We start from the raw sequence: 17,076 nt of genomic DNA, 5'->3' as shown, positions 1-17,076 counted from the left end.
GATTACGCCGCGCCGCCTTTAACCGAAATCGCCCCTTTACCCACACCTTCATAAGCGATCACTTTAAATTCGCTATCGGGTGATTCGGCAACCATAGTATTGGCGATAAACTCGGCTAGCAGTTCTACCGTTGTGTCATGGGGGATGATTTCACAGCGTTTTTTCGGCATAGCCAACTGGAAGTCGCCCTGTGGGGCCACGTAATGAAAACCATAATGGGTCTCATCGTTAACCTCGGTTTGTGGCGATAAATCAAGCTCATCAACCTCGACCATATCATCGGCCGAGCCTAAATAGATATCTTTCCAGCGACGACTCCAGTATTCGTCCCATTGCGGTGCAGCAACGCCATTTTCAAACACATTAATGGGGCTGCGATGACCGTGAGCGATGCGTTGACAGTTACCATCATGCTTCTTTAATCCATGGGAGTAATGGTAAAACGGCGTGTCGTGCATTTCATTGCGCAGCGTTAATGCGATACCGTTAACATTATCCGGTAGCACCTCGGCAAGGGCCTTTTGCAAGAAGGTGTTAACGCTATCAAAGTCAATAATTTCGGTGGGAATAAGCGCGAAAGCTTGTGCGGGGCAAGCAAGATGAATGTCGCCTTGCAGACTATCAAAATCCATCCATACACGGTTGCCCTGTTGCTGCCAACGCACCTCTGAACAGGCGGTGGGGATCAATAAGCGATGATCCGCAACATCATCAATGGTGTTTTTTATAGTGCGCTTCACCTTGGCAAAGTCCAGCACCATGTTTTGCTCATCTAAACCACCATCAAGCAATACGTCGACGATCCAGCTTTCGCCTACCATGCCTCGGATTGGACACAGGTAAGAAAAGTCAATAACGGTTAAATCTCTAACAAAAAGTTGCATTTAATCTCCTGGCAGAAAAACAGTCTGCCTGTATTCATCCCATTGGCGAACTGCCAACGGATATAGTCATAAGTCATGATTTCACCTTATCGGTGACATTTTAGCAAGTCATGGTGCATGGGTTGCGCAATAAAAACGCGCCAATACACTATCTGTAATCACAAAAAAGCGCCCATATTTAGGGCGCCTTTGCGAGCCATTTCGTGAGCTTAGGCTTTTAGGCTAGCTCAAGGAAAGGCTATTGTCCGCCCTTTAGGCGTCGATCTAATTGATCCTTAAGATTAGCTGGCACCCCTTTAATCAGAATCGAGTCGGAGATAGGATCATAAATCACTCGCTCGCCTAAGTGCTGCCCATCAAAACTTAAGGTCACGCCACCACCAGTGCCTGAAAACTTTTTCAGTTGACGCAGTGTCGGCTTATCACCTGGAAACTCATCTTCAAGCTCGTAGTCGCCACCTTGGGCAAAATCGTAAAACGAGTCCATGCCCGAATCGGCTAATTCATCGGCCAAGTCTTTTAATTGAATATCGGCGCCGGTATCACAACGCTCGCTGCAGTAATCAAACACCTTTTCACGACACTGCTGGCGCTCATCTTTAGTGAGTTCGCTGCTGGCGACAAAATCTTCAACTGCGTTCATCAGTTGCTTATTTTGTACCTTGGTATTGACCCCTTCGACACAGCCCATAAAGTCGAGGAAAAAATCGGCCACTTTGCGGCCCGCACGACCACGAATAAAGGAGATATATTTAACCGAGTCAGGATCGGCTTGCCATTCGGTTAAATCGATACGGGCAGCCAGCTGTACATTATTTAAATCCAGATGGGTATTTTGCGACAGTTCCATATCGTCGAGCACAGTCATTGATGACTTGGCATTAAGCAGTGACACATAAAGGTAGTCACTGGTCATATGGGTATAGCAAGACAGTAGCAAGAAACCGCCTTGACTGAAGTCATATTTAGCCAGCTCTTCTTGCAGTAACTTACCCGCCACACTCGAAAACTCAACAAAGCCTAAATCGCCATTACGGTATGCTGTTAACGCTTCTTTAAACTTAGGGTTGGCCTCTCCGTCTTCACCGTGAGTACCAAAATGACCAAAGCCTTTACCCGCCTTGGTGGTATAAGTTTGATGCAGCTCTTCGAGCATAGTTTCTACGGCTTGGCTGTTCAAAAGCGGTTGTGGACGCAATCTGCAGCTCAGTTGGCCTTCGCCATCTTGGGAAATAGCGTGAATAATTGCTTGTTCGACGTTAATACTCATAAGCCTCGATAGTGATAATGGTAGAAATCCGTTATTATATGCTGCTATTTCAAATTAAAGTGAACAATTTTTTAATTATGGCTATCCAATCTAAATATTCGAACGCACAAGTTGAGTCTATTCTTGCAGAAATGCTAGCGGTACTCGACAAACATCAAGCCCCAACCGATCTGAGTTTGATGGTGTTGGGTAACTGTGTCACCGATCTGCTGATGCGCAAGGTGCCTAAAGAGGCGCGCGATCAGGTTGCACAGCAATTTGCTAACGCCCTAACACAATCGGTTAAAGGCTAAGGTTTAGCTTGACTAGTTTACCAGTAATAACCTTGTTTTTATTCGTAAAAAACTAGTAAGTCGAACAATAGGCAATTAAGATAAACTTGTATGTCAACTGATAGCGGATCCCTATGATCGAGCGAAAGAAAGAGATGAGCCGTGACCGTGTGTCACGCTTAGTGAGCTGGGGGCATTGGTTTGCCTTTTTTAATGGCTTCCTAGCTATGATTATTGGTGTCCGCTATATCGAAACCATCGGTGCACCAGACTCTTGGATAGGCTGGGGCTATTTAATTATCAGCACGTTAGGCCATTTTAGCTTTTTAGCATTCATCGTTTACTTGGTGGTGCTATTTCCTATTACCTTGATATTGCCCTATTCCAAAATACTTAGAGGATTAGGCGCCGTAGCCGCGACCCTTAGCCTGTGTATTTTACTCTATGACACTATCATCTATGATGATTATGGCTTGCACCTCAGCCCCTTTGTGTTTGATATCGCCTGGGCCGATCTGAATGCACTGCTACAAGGCACCTCTTATATCGTCACCCCACTGGGACTGATCATCCTCGAGCTGATCGCCGCCAATTACCTCTGGAAGCGGATAGAAAGCATTCGCAAATCCAATTATGGTTATAAAGTGGTGATATTTATTGGCTGTTGTTTTGTCAGCAGTCATTTAATCCATATCTGGGCTGATGCTGCCGACATCCAAGAGATCACCCGACTTGACGATGCCTACCCATTATCCTACCCGGCAACCGCGCGCTCATTTATGGAGAGTCATGGCATCGAAAAAAGCAGGATAAACGCAGCGGAACATCAGATTCAACCGTCGCTTAACTACCCTATCTCGCCACTACAATGCCAGGCAAGCCATCACACCAATATGTTGGTTATCGCCATTGACGGCTTTAGAGCTGATTTGCTCGACCCAGAAACCATGCCATTTGTGTATCAATACGCACAGCAAAACCATTACTTCAAACAACATCTCAGTGGCGGAAATGTACATCGTAGCGGCATGTTTTCACTACTGTATAGTTTGCAAGGCAGTTACATTAGTGCCAATGACTTAAATTATCGATCGCCGGTGTTAACTCAACAACTTAAACAGCAAGGTTATGCTTTAGCCCATTTCGCGCCGCAAATGGCGTTATCCCCCCCATTAGCCATGTATCAGGATTTTGAGAGCCACCTTCAAAACACCGACAGCGGTATCGCGGCGGCAGATATAAGGGCTATCGAAGCCTTTAAACAGTGGCAACAGCAGCAGAATGCCGCTTGGTTTACGTTAATCAATTTACAAAGTCCAGACAGCTATGACACGCCTATCGGATTTCTTGGCATTGAAACCGTAAAGCCACAACATGACTTGAAGCCAGCGCAAAAAGTGCTGTTTAATCAATATCGTCAATCATTAAACTTCATTGATAAACAACTGGCTAAGCTGTTAAGTGAAATACCCGATGACACCTTAGTATTAATCACCGGGGTGAGTGGCAAAGTCTTTACCAGCAATAATGATGAGCCGCGCTCAAACCTGTCGCCAGTGAATGTCAATGTGCCGCTTATCATCAACTGGTCTGGGACTCAGTATGCGAAAACTGTCGATTACCCCACCAGCCATTATGGTGTGGTACCTACATTAATGACGCAGATGATGAATTGTAACAATAAGGCCTCTGACTATAGTTCAGGTGAAAGCCTGCTACAGCCAAGCTCAGCAAGCTGGACTTACGTAGGCGATGATCAAGTATTCGGTATCTACCAAGAAGATGAGATCACCGTTATCGATCGCCATGGTAAATATCGCATCTACAACAAAGACTACAGCCAGCAGTTACGTAAAAAAATCAGCGCTCCTGAATTGATAGAGGTGATGCGCGAGGGGCGAAGATTCTATCACCATTAGGGTATCTCAGCGGTTAGCGCCTATAAACTAAGCAATTAACCATGATTAGCACGCTTAATACTTGCAGAACCCAAGTTGGCTTGATAAAGTTCTGCCTGTCTTAAACAGACCCCAATGTTTTTCTGTTTTGGATATAATCGGTATGTAGCGCAGCCCGGTAGCGCACTGTCATGGGGTGTCAGGGGTCGGAGGTTCGAATCCTCTCATACCGACCAAATTCTAAGAAGCCAGCTTAATCGCTGGCTTTTTTTATGCCAGTTTGTAACCTTGCTATCCATCACCTGGTAAGCGCGCCTTTTAGCTATCGATTTGTTTCCCCTCAAAGCACTTGCAATCGTAGTGGATAAAACTTAAGAGATGGCAAATTTAGAAAACCCTTTCTTATAAGGCGTCACTCGTCTCTCTAGCCATTTTCAATAATTTAATAAATTACTATAAAAATGAGACCTTTAGTTGGTAATCTATCATATAAATCACTTAAACTAGGCCAATACATAAAGATAACGTTTACCTGCGACGACAAAAATCAATTTCACATAGGGATTTATGCAGTTGATAAATAAGCGCCATCTGGCATTTGCATTTGTTTTAGGTTTGCTGGGCCTAATGCTTAATTTAGTGCCAATACCATTATTCGGTAATCAACAGCTTATTATCGGCAACCTGTTTTTTGTCATTGTCGCGGTATTCTTAGGCCCTTGGTATGCCTTGCTCACTGCATTGATGTGCGCAAGCGGTTTATATCTGGCCTGGGGTAGTTGGCACACTTTCATCTTATTTCCGCTCGAAGCCATATGGCTGGGTTACGCGCGGCGTAAAGAATATTATTCTCTATATGCCGATGTGGTTTTTTGGCTCATAGTTGGTATGCCGCTATTTTATATTGTAGTACGCTTTGTGCTAGAGATGCCTGAAAGCTATATGTTTTTCATTACACTGAAACAAGGGATCAACGGCATATTCTACACATCGCTAGGCACAATAATCATCATTATGTTGCCACGACAATTTCATATTTCCGGAAAGCTCAAAAATCAACGCCGTAAGAGCTTTAATCAGCAACTCACTTATACCTTTACTCAATTATTGACATTAGCCTTGCTGGTTTCGGCATTGATCTTTAATAATCTCTCAATTAACCATCAGCAGTTAGATGTTAAACGCCAACTCGAAGATACCGCGCTGCATTTAGGTAAGGCAACCGACACATTTATCGATACCCATGTAAGCGCCGTCGATACCATCGCTCGTTGGTTAAGTCTCTCTGAATATGATCCTGAACAATGGCAAATGCTATTGTTAAAACTACATAAAAACTATCCTGATTTTATATCCATGCTTATCGCTAATGAGCAGGGACATATCGTAATTTCGAGCCCCGTTATCAACATTGAAACCTCGCGAAATAATGCTCCTGCAAGTATTGTGGACCGCCATTATTTCCAACAGGCGTTTTTCAACCAACTAACCTATACCTCACCGATTTTTTTAGGAAGAGGATCCGGCACCGACCCCATTGTCGCGATCAGTGCACCACTTTATAACACCAAAAGCCCGCTGGAACCGGTAGGAATAATAGAAGGCTCGTTAGAGCTTGCAAACTTTGCACAAATTTATCAACGCCTTCCAGATGAGACGCAGCACAATATTGTGCTCACCGACGAAAATAATCTTGTGATCTATGCATCACCAGCTCTCAATAAGCAGCCCTTAAGTGAATTTATTTTCTCTCATAGTGGCTTTAGCTATAAAACCAACTTGGCCATGCTCAATGGTAATCCCCCAGATCATGCAGCAATTTTTTAAACGAGATACAGACCTTATTTCTCGCTATGGTGGTGAAGAATTTCTGATTATTTTACCCCTATGCAATCCGCAAGAAGTAGAACAACATCTTAATGAATTTAGGCAGCAGGTATTTGATGCTCTGATCCCTATAAGTTCTGAAAATAGTATCCAACTGACCATCAGTATTGGCGCAGTAATAAGTAGTAATCATTACCAAAGCGATATAGATTGTTGGTTTAAGCAAGCCGATATTAATCTCTATCAAGCAAAAAAAGAGGGACGCAATCGCGTCATCTGCAGCCAACTTATTACTCAAACGCACGAGTAACAATTCATCACCTTATTGCAGAGTCAGTATTGGTTTTAAGCGGGGAAGTTAACGCATTAGGGTTGTTTGCCAGTTGCTGTTGCCCGCTGATATATTCATCTATACATTCAATCATATACGGAAAGAATGGATTCCACTTCTGGCGTAATATCTCTGACGCTGGTACGCCGAGCACTCCACGCTCTCCCTTGGTCGATACGGCACCAATTTGTACTCTCGGCTGGGTAGTCGCCCTTTTTATTGGTCCATACAAATCATCAGATGCCGGAAAAGGCAATGCGACATGAGATAAAGAGTAAATTGCTCTTGGCCAACTAACCTCCAGTGGCTCATGCAAAATATCGCCATCTTGATAACGCACCACTTCAACTTGCTCGCTGGTTTGCCATTGATCAAGGCTGTCTTTATACCGTTGATTTTGAACTATATTTAACTGATATGGTAATCGACTAGAACCAATTAAAGGCTTAATGGCATCTATTGGGTCATTGACTACCAAAGCTAAATTGACATCAATACGGTTAATATCAAACAAAAACAACTGATGCTCTTTGGCCGGTAAACCTTGATATAATTTCGCTATGACATCGACCGTTGATACCGTACTGTCCGCTATTGACTGAAAGGTAAGCACACGAGTTAATTGCGTTTTTTGTAATTCAGTCATCTGATTAAGCAACACTTGATTACGCGCCGCAACCTGATACACCACATCGCCAGCATTAACCGCAAACGAGTTATATTTAAACGGATCATATTCAGCTTGTACCGCATTCCAACTGAGTTTCTCTAACCCCAACCATTGACCCAACCTTGATTGCCACTTTGCTGCGGCGGCAACAGGTGATAACCCTATGGCAGGGGAAAGAAAGATTAACCCTGAGTAACTAGAAGGTTTATCTTGATTTAAGGCTTCCCCCCTGTGTCAGGATTGTTGTCACCCCTTAAAATCATCCAATAATTAAATAAAGGGGGCGGTCAATGAGAGCTCAATGGCACGATATTCACCTGAACGTAAAGACGCTGTCTTAAAGAAATTATTACCTCCCCACAATATGACGGTCACGGAAGTGGCTCGCAGTGAGGGGATCTCCTACCAAACCCTGTATCATTGGCGAGATAAAGCCAAAAAAGAGGGTCGCCCTGTGCCAGGTAAAACATTAACCAGTAATGATTGGTCAGCTGAAGCTAAGTTTGCAGTTCTCATTGAAACAGCACCAATGTCAGAAACTGAAATCAGCCAATATTGCCGAGAAAAAGGCTTGTTTCGAGAACAAGTTCAGCAGTGGAAACAAGATTGTTTAGGTGGTTTTAAGACGAGTGAAGTTCAAGCTAAAACGATTAAGCAGCAAGCCAAATCAGACAAGGCAGAAATAAAATACCTGCAACGAGAATTACGTTATAAGGAGAAGGCACTCGCTGAAGCTGCGGCTTTACTGGTGCTTAGAAAAAAGCTCAATGCGCTTTGGGAGGACGACAGCGAGGAGAGTTAACGCCTTTGCCTAAGCGCATAACACTGGTGGATTTAATACAAGAAGCTTATGCCCACGGTGCGCGTCTTTACAAAGCTTGCGCTGAAGCAGAGTTAAGTAAACGGACGTATCGCCGCTGGTATCGAGCAGGAAAAGTGCAGGCAGATTTAAGGCCTACGGCAGTAAGACGGGCGCCTGCTAACAAGCTTAATGATGATGAGCAAGAGCAGATATTGGCAACCTCTAATGAGGTAAGGTTTGCAAGCCTACCTCCCTCACAAATCGTGCCGACACTGCTTGATGAGGGGGTCTATATCGCTTCAGAGTCGAGTTTTTATCGAGTGTTAAAAGCCAATGAACAATTAAATCGGCGTGGGCGAAGCCAAGGCGTAACAAAAAGAAGCAAACCAGATGCTTACGTTGCAGATGGGCCAAACAAAGTATGGTCTTGGGATATTACTTATTTAGCCTCGGTCATCAAAGGGCGCTTTTATTATCTGTATATGTTTGAGGATATTTATAGCCGTAAGATAGTGGGTTATGAAGTCCATGACCGAGAATGTGGTGAGCTAGCGGCCGAGTTAATGCAGCGCAATATGCTACGTGAGCAATGCTTCAAAAAACCGTTAGTACTGCACTCTGATAACGGTGCTCCGATGAAGTCATTGACGATGAAAGCCAAGCTTGAAGAGTTAGGTGTTACCGCTTCGTTAAGTAGACCAAGCGTAAGCAATGACAATCCTTACTCCGAAGCATTATTCAGAACCTTAAAGTATCGGCCGGAATGGCCTAGCTCTGGCTTTAAAAACATCACCGAGGCACGGGAATGGGTAGAAGAGTTTGTGACTTGGTACAATACCAAACATAAGCACAGTAAGCTCAATTTTGTATCACCGAGTGAGCGACATGCGATGCAAGATAAAGCGATTTTATCTAAGCGTAAGGAGGTACTAGAAGAGGCAAGATCAAGAAACCCTAAACGCTGGCCAAACGGTATAAGGAACTGTGACGTTATCGGTGAGGTAGTGTTGAACCCAAAAAAAGAGTCTGAAACTGAAACAAGAAATGCAGCTTAAAATTTAAGTAAAGAGTGCCAACTACCTTGAAAAACACCGCTTCTAACTCATGATTGAGTGCTAATGCTGCTCCAGTAGAAAAACCAACCACATACAGCGGCTTACCATTAAGCTGTTGCTCTAGGTGACGCGTTGCCAAACTAACCGCTTGCGCCATATCTTGCCAGCGTAAATCAACAAGCCCAGAAGGTAATGTGCCATGACCAGGTAAACGTAACCCTAGAACATGTGCTTTAGCGCGAAAGTGATTAGCAAAATGCGATAATGAATAGGGGGAATCTGACATACCGTGCAGTAATAACACGCCATATTGTGCCGTCGAATTTGGCCATTCAAAGCTGCGATTCCAATCCTGTGGCCACTGTTTAGGATCGGATAGGCTATGGCGTACATAACGGTTGAGCGGTTGACGAACAAGATGTTCGGTGCGCTGATATACTTTTGTGTCTACCTCTTTAAACAACTTATCCTCTAGGGCAAGGTACTGCTTAAAATCTGTCAGTTGCATGCTCTGGTTAAATTGAGATGACAGCTTTATCGTGTGCCATAGCGACAGATCAGCTTGAGTATTGAGTACATACACTCCTACTACTAATAGTCCAAGTATTGTTCCCAATATGCCATAAGTTAACGCTAATAAGAGGTGTTTGGTCGATGTAAGTAGTATTCTCATCTATGTATCATCCCTTACTTGTCCAGCCCACTTAACGGATCATTTGAGCTGAGCCTATTTTATAATCGCGTGACGGGCTAATTAATCCCTTTTAACACAACCCCACTTAACATAGCCGATATGACTCGGTAGACTCTATGAGATATACGTCTAACAAATAAAACAATGACCAACAACATCTTCAGTATTGGCTCTACAAGTGCAGATACCTGCTTTTACCTGCCTACAGCGCCAATCATTCCCAGTAAGTGGCACTACACTCAGCTAGACGCTATTGAACAATTGATAAGTCTCAATGGTAATCACTGGCGTAAAATACTGGTTATTATGGCGAAAATAACTGCACCCGATACTGATTGGCGTCACCATATGCCACAACTCTTAACACAAGGTAACCATATTATGTTTGGCGCTACAGCGCTTAAGCGTAATGCACAACACCATTTTGTCTGTGGTCAGCAAAGCGCAAAAAGTCTCAACCTACCAATATTAGACCAAAACCCAAAAATTAAAGTACTAAACCATGATAAGCATATGATTTATCTACTGCCCTATCTCGATTATAGGCAGTGCCCTAACCATGTTATTGCCGATTTACGCAGTAAATTGGATAAATAAATCATTAAGCGCAACAAAAAAAGCGCCCAAGGCGCTTTTTTGTCATAGTCCAAATCTCATCACGCTATTTATTAATCATAAATAGTTGGAATTGGTTTACGCTTGTGCTGCGTCGCCTTATAGATTGCAATAAGACGTGCCTCGACCTTAGCATCCACCGCTTTCCCCTCTAAAAAATCATCGATTTGATCATAGGTCAGCCCTAAGGCAACTTCATCTTCGAGCTGTGGTTTATCACACTCAAGATCTGCCGTTGGCACTTTATTCACTAAAATATCAGGGGCACCTAACACTGCAGCTAATTGCCTCACCTGGCGTTTATTCAAACCAAATAAAGGAGCTAGGTCGCAGGCTCCGTCGCCCCATTTAGTGTAAAAACCAGTAATATTTTCGGCGCTGTGGTCAGTGCCAACCACTAAACCGCCCGTTAAACCGGCTATCTCATATTGCGCAATCATACGCATTCTGGCTTTCACATTGCCTTTAACAAATTCGACATCTCCATGAGAGTGAGACATGATATCAGCTTGCTCTAGCCCCAAAAGCGTTTGATGATGGATCCCTTCGACCCCCTCGCCAATGTTGACTGTAACCAATCTACTCGGCTGAATAAACTGACAAGCTAACTGAGCTTCATCTTCATCTTTTTGCACCTTATAGGGCAGCCTCACTGCGATAAATTGATAACTCCCTTCGCACTCACCTTCACGGTTGAGTTCGTCTACAGCCATTTGACATAGACGCCCAGCAAGAGATGAATCGACACCACCACTGATCCCAAGCACTAAACTAGTCGCATTGGCTTCCTTGAGCTTAGATTTGATAAAGGCAATACGTCGTTGTACTTCGTACTCAACCTCAATAACAGGTTGTACCTTCATTTCACGAATGATCTGTCCTTTCACAATTCCGACTCCGATTAAATTAGCTGACAGCTGAAATTTGCGTGCTCATTATGAGCTAATTCAACATAAATTTCACGACTCAAACTTTCTAAGCAGATTATTTATACTGGATTTACTGCCAGCTGACGATTAACCTATGGCAGCGCAGTAATAAGGCATTACCTAACTGGTGCTCCCATTCATAAATGTGCAGCATTAATGTCTTAAGATTATTAAATTAAGGTGTCTGTTTAAATGGGATTAGAGTATCACTTGTTGTTATCATTGGCCGTTATTCATACCGTTGCGCTAGCTAGCCCAGGTCCTGATTTTGCTCTGGTGGTAAAACTTGCGACCCAACAGCAGCGACTGACAGCATTAGCCTGCTCATTGGGGTTAGCTGTAGCAATCACCTTACATACCCTTTTAAGCCTCACAGGCGTTAGCCTACTTATCAAAAGCTCAACCACTATCTATTTGGCAGTACAACTTGTTGGTGCTAGCTATTTAGCTTGGATGGGACTGGGGGCAATAAGAGCCGCGATTACTCACTGGCGCAATAAAACAGTATTGGCTACAAAAGGTAAGATCTGCAACAGCTTAACGATTAGACAAGGTTTTATTCAGGGCCTGTCTACAAACTTACTTAATCCTAAAGCCATGGTGTTTTTTATCACGCTGTTTTCAACATTAATCTCGCCCACCGTAAACATAGAAACCAAAGTTGCTGTCACACTATTGATGTTCATATTGTCATTAATCTGGTTTAGCTTAATCGCATTAGTATTATCAAAGCCCATTATTCAGCAAAAGATGCAACGCGCAACACCAGTGATCAACTTGATCACTGGGTTGCTGTTTGTCAGCGTTAGCTTAGTGATAATTAACGGCCTGTTTTAAGCTGGTTCAAAATGTAATCGAGTGCGCTGGTTACCGCTACAACTTGAGCCAAAATACAATTTTCCGCATCGGCTTGTGGACTGTCTGGGTAGACCTCAGTGGTGGTGTTAAAACGTGCATCACTAAAACCTGTACATAAACCTAATGATTTAGTGGGGTAATTGATCACCCCAAATTGGCTAATAGGCGCTCCAATCAAACGACCTTGCTCGTCGGCAGGAGCAATATGCGTCACCTTAGCAACGGCTTCAATAATCGCTTTTTGCATCTCATCACAAGGATTTTCACTATCGCCGACCAGATAAAAGCCGTCGGGAATATTCCAATTGGTGTGTTCAACAGCATCCCTTGCAGCTAAAGCGGGGCGAAACTCACTATTATCTGTGTCAGTTGTTTCATGCAAGTCAATATGGGCCATAAGCTTGACGCCTAAGCCCGCAACCAAGGCCATTAACGCCGCAGACTCGCCAGCAGGACTATTGGGATAAAATGAACGATTTGGGTCAATCGCTAAAGGATTCCAACGGTTAATGGTTTCATAGCCCCAAGGACTCACGCAGGGAGCAATCAACAGGTTAAAATATTTAGCGCATTGTTTCGCTTGAGTGGCGGCAAATCTCAACGCGCCTTGCACACCTGAGGTTTCGTAACCATGAACCCCGCCAGTGACTAAGACAGTCGGTTTATCATCAGACCAAGACTGGCTTTTAAGGGCAAATAAGGGGTATAGCCCTTCGAGATAGTCTAACTCGCCATACTGCAGCACCTCAAAACCTGAAGAAAGCGCGTTAATTTTAGACACCACCTCATCATGATATGAACGTTTAATCTGTTGATTTTGACGCCATAACGCCTTTTCTGCCTCACCCCATGCCTGCCCAGGTGTGCCGATTGAATATTTTTGCGCCATCTTATTGAGCATCCTCTTTGCTTATTGTTAGTTGCAAACCCACTGCTTATAAATGATAAAACGTTAATAACTTAACATTAAACTGCCAACTATATCATACTGTTAGGAAAGTTTGAGGCTAAGGTGAATCGTTTAAAATGTTAACGACAGCAAAAATGTTATAGCTTATAAGTGATTATGTTCATCACATCTAACGCGCTTGCGTCACGTGATAACGTTGTAAGATTTCTTGGTATTGCCCCGAGGATTGGATTTTAGTTAACCCTTGCTCGTATACCTCAAGTAAGCCTTTTGCCACAGCATGCTGACTAAAGCCAACATAAAGTGTCACCGGCAACCCTTCACTGCCCGCATATTGAATATCTGCATCAAGATGATCTCGTTGCGCCACGTAATCAATAACCAAACGATTCCCCAAGACCACGTTCACTCGCCCTTTAGTCAAGCGCTTTAAATTCATCTTCAGGGGCGATGAGCCAGACGCGCGATAAACGCCAGTCAATAAAGGTAAAAAATTATCTAATACCTCGCCGTAGCTATACCCATGGATAATGGCAAGCTGTTTACCATAAAGATCTCGTGGGCGCTCGTATTGCCATTGGTCATTTATTGCAACATAAAAATCATTACTATATTGCCCAATTGGCTGATTAGAAGCCTGTAACTGGTAACGTTGAAGATGTTCATTATTGACCGCTAATACGATATCTATTTTATTTTGTTGCGCACTTTTCAATGCTCGAGAAAAGGGCTGGATCTCAAATTCGGATGGCTGCGCCATCGCTGCAAAAGCGGTCTGCACCACTTCAACCACATATCCCTTATCTTGCTGACCCGGTTTGCATATGTAAGGGCACCATTCATCAGAAGCCATCACGACGGGATTTGCCAGTGCTAACACGCTAAACATGTTTAAAAAAAATCCAATAATAAGCTTAATGCGAAGTGACTGTAACAGGTACTGCAACATAGTTTCCTTAAATGTTAACCAGAGAGCATCACGCTAACAGAAGGCTAGACTGAGTGCTAGGGCAAGTGTCACTAAACAGAGCAAGAGCCCGTTACCACTACACAGCAAGGCCGTTGTTTGGTAGGATCGCGCCCGAGGAGAACCAATGAAAATTTTTAATTACCAGCCCCCAGCAATCCCGTGGCTCGATATCCGTTACCAAGACCGTGATATTGTTGTGCTCAATAAGCCCGCAGGCTTGCTCTCTAATCCTGGCCGAGCAGAAAATACCTTTGACTGTGCGATTAACCGCTTATTACAGCGATTTCCCGACGCCATTTTGGTGCACCGCCTCGATTGTGCGACGTCTGGTATCATGGTGTTCGCACTCAATAAAAAAGCGGAATCTAATATTAAGACTCAATTTCAAAACCGGATGACTGAAAAATATTATGTGGCAGAAGTTGACGGTATTATGAGCCAAGATACGGGGAAAATTGAGCTGGCCATGAAAGCCGATACGACTCAGCCACCATTGCAGATGATTGCCGCAGATGGCAAAGCTGCGACCACCTATTTTGAGGTGTTAGCACGCAGAGAAAACAGTACATTAGTTAAGTTAAAACCAATCACCGGCAGAACCCATCAACTCCGGCTACATATGAAAGCCATAGGACATACGATTTTAGGTGATGACTTTTACGGTAACGCAGCGGTCATTAACGCGTCACCCCGCTTATGTTTGCATGCTGAGCATTTAAAAATTACTCACCCGTTTCATCAAGGTGACATGCAATTTTACAGTAAGCATCCGTTTTAGGGGTGCGTCTGTTACTGCGGTGAACCTAATGATATTCACCGCGTTTATAGCATAGGGGTTGACGCTAAAAATTAAGCCGCAATGCGCTTAGCAGTATAAAAACACTCTGCACTATTACAAAACTGTAAATTATTATCGCCTGACAATAAGAAATATTCACCAAACAAGTTTCCGCCGAGATCTTCGAGTTTTAAGCCTTCATCTATTTCAGTCGCTTGCATCTCATCTAAACTATGGCAACCGTCTGTGTACCAAGTTTCCAAAAACAGCTTACCATCTTGGCGATAGAGGGTAATTTTATCCCCTAATGATGGGCGCTCATCAATCCACTGCCCTATTACTTGCCGGGTATCCATATCTTGCTCCTGCCAACTTAGACGTTTACGCTTTTCAATCACAGGCATTTCTATGATCTGGAGTAACGCTGAGAGGTCATTACTACCAAACTCATCCAACATTACTCTACGTTTTTTATCCATAATCCTTTAACCTCGTTATTCATAAAACAATACCGCAAATAAATAGTTAAATTAACACTATTTTTTAATGCTTTAGTTAAAATTGTATCTTACAGTTAAAATAAAGATGCGAGCTGAATCACTATTAATACAATCTCATACCTTTGCAATACGAATAATGCGTCATTGAGATCAGTCTCCTTATCATCAACACTGCCCATTTATAGTCTCGTGCTAAGCCTGATATAAAGCCGTTTTAACTGGTTGACGACAGAAAATATGATATAGTTTTGTATTGTTGCAAAAAAAAAGAGCCTAAGGCTCTTTTTTACTGTGACGCGATTTAAGCTTACTAGGCAAGTTCGGTACGCTCTGCGGCTTCACATGCCGATGCAGTAAAGACCACATCCGTTGAACTATTCAATGCAGTTTCAGCCGAATCTTGGATAACGCCGATAATAAAGCCAACCGACACCACTTGCATCGCGACATCATTAGAGATGCCAAACAGACTACAAGCCAGTGGAATGAGCAGCAGCGAGCCACCTGCAACACCCGATGCACCACAGGCCGATACCGCGGCAACGACGCTGAGTAATATCGCTGTCAAGATATCGACTTGAATACCTAAGGTATGGACTGCCGCCAACGTTAACACAGTGATAGTGATCGCCGCGCCGCCCATATTAATGGTCGCGCCCAGTGGAATAGAGACTGAATAGGTATCTTCATGCAGATCAAGCTTTTCACATAAAGCCATATTCACCGGAATATTCGCTGCGCTTGAACGAGTGAAAAATGCTGTAACACCACTTTCACGTAAACAGGTAAATACTAATGGATATGGATTACGTCTAATTTTAAACCAGACAATAAGCGGGTTAACCACTAGTGCAATAATGAGCATTGAGCCAAGCAGCACAGCAAGTAACTGAGCATAACCGGCTAGCGCTTCAAAACCTGTCGCCGCAAACGTATTGGCCACTAGACCAAAAATACCGATAGGAGCAAGGCGAATAATAAAACGTACCATTTGTGATACACCATGACTGATATCGGCAAACACGGTTTTGGTGGTTTCACTGGCATGATGTAAGGCTAAACCTAAGCCCACACCCCAGGCTAAAATGCCAATATAATTACCTGTCATTAGTGCATTAACCGGGTTATCCACCAGCTTAAACATTAAGGTATTTATCACCTCAGCAATACCTTCGGGTGGATTAGCACCTTCAGCCCCGGTTGCCAACACCAATGTCGTTGGAAACATAAAACTTAAGGTTACCGCGGTGATCGCCGCGGCAAACGTACCAAAAAGATACAAGGTAACGATAGGACGCATGTTCGTTTTAGCGTTTTTCTTTTGGTTAGCAATCGATGCTGCAACCAAGATAAACACTAAAATAGGTGCAATCGCTTTTAACGCACCAACAAAAAGATCGCCAAGAAAGGCGACACTGTGCGCAGCCGATGTCGAAAACAGTGCTAACGATACCCCTGCAACAATACCCAACACAATTTGCAGCACTAAACTGCCATTTGCTAACTTAGCAAACAAAGACGGATTTTGATTCATTGATTGACCTGTTATTTTAATTTGTTAGATTTGGACACTTAACGTGTCACGCTCGACTTTCTTACGTCGTATCACTTTCTTGTTGTATTGTTTATTAGCCATCTTATTTAACCAGCAGTTATTGCGAATAATACTGTGGCTTAGCGGCTATGTGTGCGAAAGGAAAAACAGCGCAGAACGCCAATCGATTCAAGATTAAACTTCCTTCACCTTGAGGTTTTATAGAATCTGACTGGCGTTGTCTAGCAATCGGCTTAAATTAACTGCATATATTACTCA

General features: G+C 43.4%; 17 protein-coding genes and 1 tRNA gene. 9 read left to right on the top strand and 9 right to left on the bottom strand.

Annotated elements, in window-relative coordinates:
- Positions 1 to 2: 2 nt before the first annotated feature.
- Positions 3 to 884: a 6-carboxytetrahydropterin synthase gene (locus tag AC0VXX_RS06310; RefSeq protein WP_475516393.1), complete on the bottom strand. Its 882-nt coding sequence runs from the start codon at positions 882 to 884 to the stop codon at positions 3 to 5.
- A gap of 238 nt (positions 885 to 1,122) precedes the next feature.
- The gene (yejK, locus tag AC0VXX_RS06305) at positions 1,123 to 2,154 is read right to left on the bottom strand and encodes a nucleoid-associated protein YejK (RefSeq protein WP_475516392.1); all 1,032 of its coding nucleotides are present in this window, start codon (positions 2,152 to 2,154) and stop codon (positions 1,123 to 1,125) included.
- Positions 2,155 to 2,231: 77 nt separating this feature from the next.
- Here yejK and AC0VXX_RS06300 point away from each other — a divergent pair, with 77 nt between their 5' ends.
- From AC0VXX_RS06300 to AC0VXX_RS06280, 5 genes are all read left to right on the top strand, one after another.
- A complete protein-coding gene (locus AC0VXX_RS06300; protein WP_110456785.1) occupies positions 2,232 to 2,447 on the top strand; it encodes a YejL family protein in 216 nt (71 codons plus the stop codon).
- Between the two features lie 113 nt (positions 2,448 to 2,560).
- Complete coding sequence (locus tag AC0VXX_RS06295) at positions 2,561 to 4,345, top strand: DUF3413 domain-containing protein (protein ID WP_475516391.1); 1,785 nt, start codon at positions 2,561 to 2,563, stop codon at positions 4,343 to 4,345.
- Positions 4,346 to 4,483: 138 nt separating this feature from the next.
- A tRNA-Pro gene (locus AC0VXX_RS06290) sits at positions 4,484 to 4,560 on the top strand.
- Between the two features lie 331 nt (positions 4,561 to 4,891).
- Positions 4,892 to 6,151, top strand: a complete 1,260-nt coding sequence (locus AC0VXX_RS06285) for a PDC sensor domain-containing protein (protein WP_475516390.1) — start codon at positions 4,892 to 4,894, stop codon at positions 6,149 to 6,151.
- Positions 6,135 to 6,461 carry a GGDEF domain-containing protein gene (locus tag AC0VXX_RS06280; RefSeq protein WP_475516389.1) on the top strand — a complete coding sequence of 109 codons (327 nt, stop codon included), beginning with the start codon at positions 6,135 to 6,137 and terminating at the stop codon, positions 6,459 to 6,461. The genes AC0VXX_RS06285 and AC0VXX_RS06280 overlap by 17 nt, the downstream gene beginning before the upstream one ends.
- Before the next feature lie 7 nt (positions 6,462 to 6,468).
- Here the strand turns inward: AC0VXX_RS06280 and AC0VXX_RS06275 are convergent, their stop codons facing one another.
- Positions 6,469 to 7,272 carry a hypothetical protein gene (locus AC0VXX_RS06275; protein WP_475516388.1) on the bottom strand — a complete coding sequence of 268 codons (804 nt, stop codon included), beginning with the start codon at positions 7,270 to 7,272 and terminating at the stop codon, positions 6,469 to 6,471.
- Between the two features lie 181 nt (positions 7,273 to 7,453).
- On the opposite strand from AC0VXX_RS06275, the gene AC0VXX_RS06270 reads away from it, so the two are divergent.
- Positions 7,454 to 9,009 (top strand): IS3 family transposase gene (locus AC0VXX_RS06270; RefSeq protein WP_475514037.1). Its coding sequence is split into 2 segments (ribosomal slippage): positions 7,454 to 7,907 and positions 7,907 to 9,009, totalling 1,557 coding nucleotides; the frame shifts between segments, so codons are not numbered across the junction.
- Here the strand turns inward: AC0VXX_RS06270 and AC0VXX_RS06265 are convergent.
- The gene (locus AC0VXX_RS06265; protein ID WP_475516387.1) at positions 8,945 to 9,682 is read right to left on the bottom strand and encodes an alpha/beta hydrolase; all 738 of its coding nucleotides are present in this window, start codon (positions 9,680 to 9,682) and stop codon (positions 8,945 to 8,947) included. The genes AC0VXX_RS06270 and AC0VXX_RS06265 overlap by 65 nt on opposite strands.
- Positions 9,683 to 9,847: 165 nt before the next feature.
- On the opposite strand from AC0VXX_RS06265, the gene AC0VXX_RS06260 reads away from it, so the two are divergent.
- Positions 9,848 to 10,300, top strand: coding sequence for a DUF6942 family protein (locus tag AC0VXX_RS06260; RefSeq protein ID WP_475516386.1), 453 nt, complete (start codon positions 9,848 to 9,850; stop codon positions 10,298 to 10,300).
- Positions 10,301 to 10,371: 71 nt separating this feature from the next.
- On the opposite strand, the gene nadE is transcribed toward AC0VXX_RS06260, so the two are convergent.
- Positions 10,372 to 11,205 carry an ammonia-dependent NAD(+) synthetase gene (nadE, locus tag AC0VXX_RS06255; RefSeq protein ID WP_475516385.1) on the bottom strand — a complete coding sequence of 278 codons (834 nt, stop codon included), beginning with the start codon at positions 11,203 to 11,205 and terminating at the stop codon, positions 10,372 to 10,374.
- A 234-nt stretch (positions 11,206 to 11,439) separates the two neighbouring features.
- Here nadE and AC0VXX_RS06250 point away from each other — a divergent pair, with 234 nt between their 5' ends.
- The gene (locus AC0VXX_RS06250) at positions 11,440 to 12,084 is read left to right on the top strand and encodes a LysE family translocator (protein ID WP_475516384.1); all 645 of its coding nucleotides are present in this window, start codon (positions 11,440 to 11,442) and stop codon (positions 12,082 to 12,084) included.
- On the opposite strand, the gene AC0VXX_RS06245 is transcribed toward AC0VXX_RS06250, so the two are convergent.
- Positions 12,068 to 12,994, bottom strand: coding sequence for a M14 family metallopeptidase (locus tag AC0VXX_RS06245; RefSeq protein WP_475516383.1), 927 nt, complete (start codon positions 12,992 to 12,994; stop codon positions 12,068 to 12,070). The two genes, AC0VXX_RS06250 and AC0VXX_RS06245, sit on opposite strands and share 17 nt — an antisense overlap.
- Before the next feature lie 190 nt (positions 12,995 to 13,184).
- On the bottom strand, positions 13,185 to 13,904 hold the full coding sequence (locus AC0VXX_RS06240) for a substrate-binding periplasmic protein (RefSeq protein WP_475516382.1): 720 nt from the start codon (positions 13,902 to 13,904) through the stop codon (positions 13,185 to 13,187).
- A gap of 205 nt (positions 13,905 to 14,109) precedes the next feature.
- On the opposite strand from AC0VXX_RS06240, the gene AC0VXX_RS06235 reads away from it, so the two are divergent.
- Positions 14,110 to 14,763 (top strand): RluA family pseudouridine synthase, encoded by a 654-nt coding sequence (locus AC0VXX_RS06235; protein WP_475516381.1) that lies wholly within the window; start codon positions 14,110 to 14,112, stop codon positions 14,761 to 14,763.
- A gap of 71 nt (positions 14,764 to 14,834) precedes the next feature.
- Here AC0VXX_RS06235 and AC0VXX_RS06230 read toward each other — a convergent pair whose 3' ends face one another.
- A complete protein-coding gene (locus tag AC0VXX_RS06230; protein WP_475516380.1) occupies positions 14,835 to 15,242 on the bottom strand; it encodes a hypothetical protein in 408 nt (135 codons plus the stop codon).
- A 331-nt stretch (positions 15,243 to 15,573) separates the two neighbouring features.
- Positions 15,574 to 16,797: a serine/threonine transporter SstT gene (sstT, locus tag AC0VXX_RS06225; protein WP_475516379.1), complete on the bottom strand. Its 1,224-nt coding sequence runs from the start codon at positions 16,795 to 16,797 to the stop codon at positions 15,574 to 15,576.
- Positions 16,798 to 17,076 lie beyond the last annotated feature (279 nt).

It is taken from the genome of Shewanella sp. QJM3NY_23 (genome assembly GCF_056173105.1).
The sequence above is the reverse complement of the archived record's forward strand: the minus strand, read 5'-3'. Positions and strand labels throughout refer to the sequence as shown.